Below are 548 nucleotides of genomic sequence, written 5' to 3'. Positions count from 1 at the left end.
ATCAATCTCGTTGTCGAGTGCGGCCTTTAGCGATAAGGTTCCGTTTCCCCGCTGCGCCCTCAGGCTGTGTTCCGCCGCACCGGGATCGCTGGCGGACGGCTCCCGTGATTCCTGACGAGTAACAAATGGCTGATTTACCAATCGACGACCTTAACGTTGCCTCCAACGTGACCCTCATCACGCCGGAGCAACTAAAGCGTGAAATTCCGCTGACCGCCTCGGCACTGCAGACCGTCTCCCACGGGCGCCAGGTGGTACGCGACATTCTCGACGGCAAGGATCACCGCCTGTTCATAGTGATCGGCCCTTGCTCCATTCACGATCTGAAGGCCGCCCACGAGTACGCCGAGCGTCTCAAGGTGCTGGCAGAAAAGGTGTCCGACAGCCTCTTCCTCGTTATGCGGGTGTATTTCGAGAAGCCACGCACCACCGTCGGCTGGAAAGGCCTGATCAACGATCCGTACATGGACGACTCCTTCAAGATCCAAGACGGGCTGCACATCGGTCGCAAGCTGCTTCTCGATCTCGCCGAGATGGGCCTGCCCACA

At 59.1% G+C, this 548-nt stretch carries 1 protein-coding gene; it reads left to right on the top strand.

Going from position 1 to position 548, the window contains the following annotated elements; translation table 11 throughout:
• Positions 1–125: 125 nt before the first annotated feature.
• Positions 126–548, top strand: a 423-nt coding sequence (locus tag CXQ97_RS21200) for a 3-deoxy-7-phosphoheptulonate synthase (RefSeq protein ID WP_104182387.1), incomplete at its 3' end; no start/stop codon positions are given.

Origin of the sequence: Arthrobacter sp. B0490, assembly GCF_002929355.1 — a bacterium.
In the GTDB taxonomy this organism is placed as follows: Bacteria; Actinomycetota; Actinomycetes; order Actinomycetales; family Micrococcaceae; genus Arthrobacter_D.
This window is presented reverse-complemented; position numbering and strand designations above follow the sequence as displayed.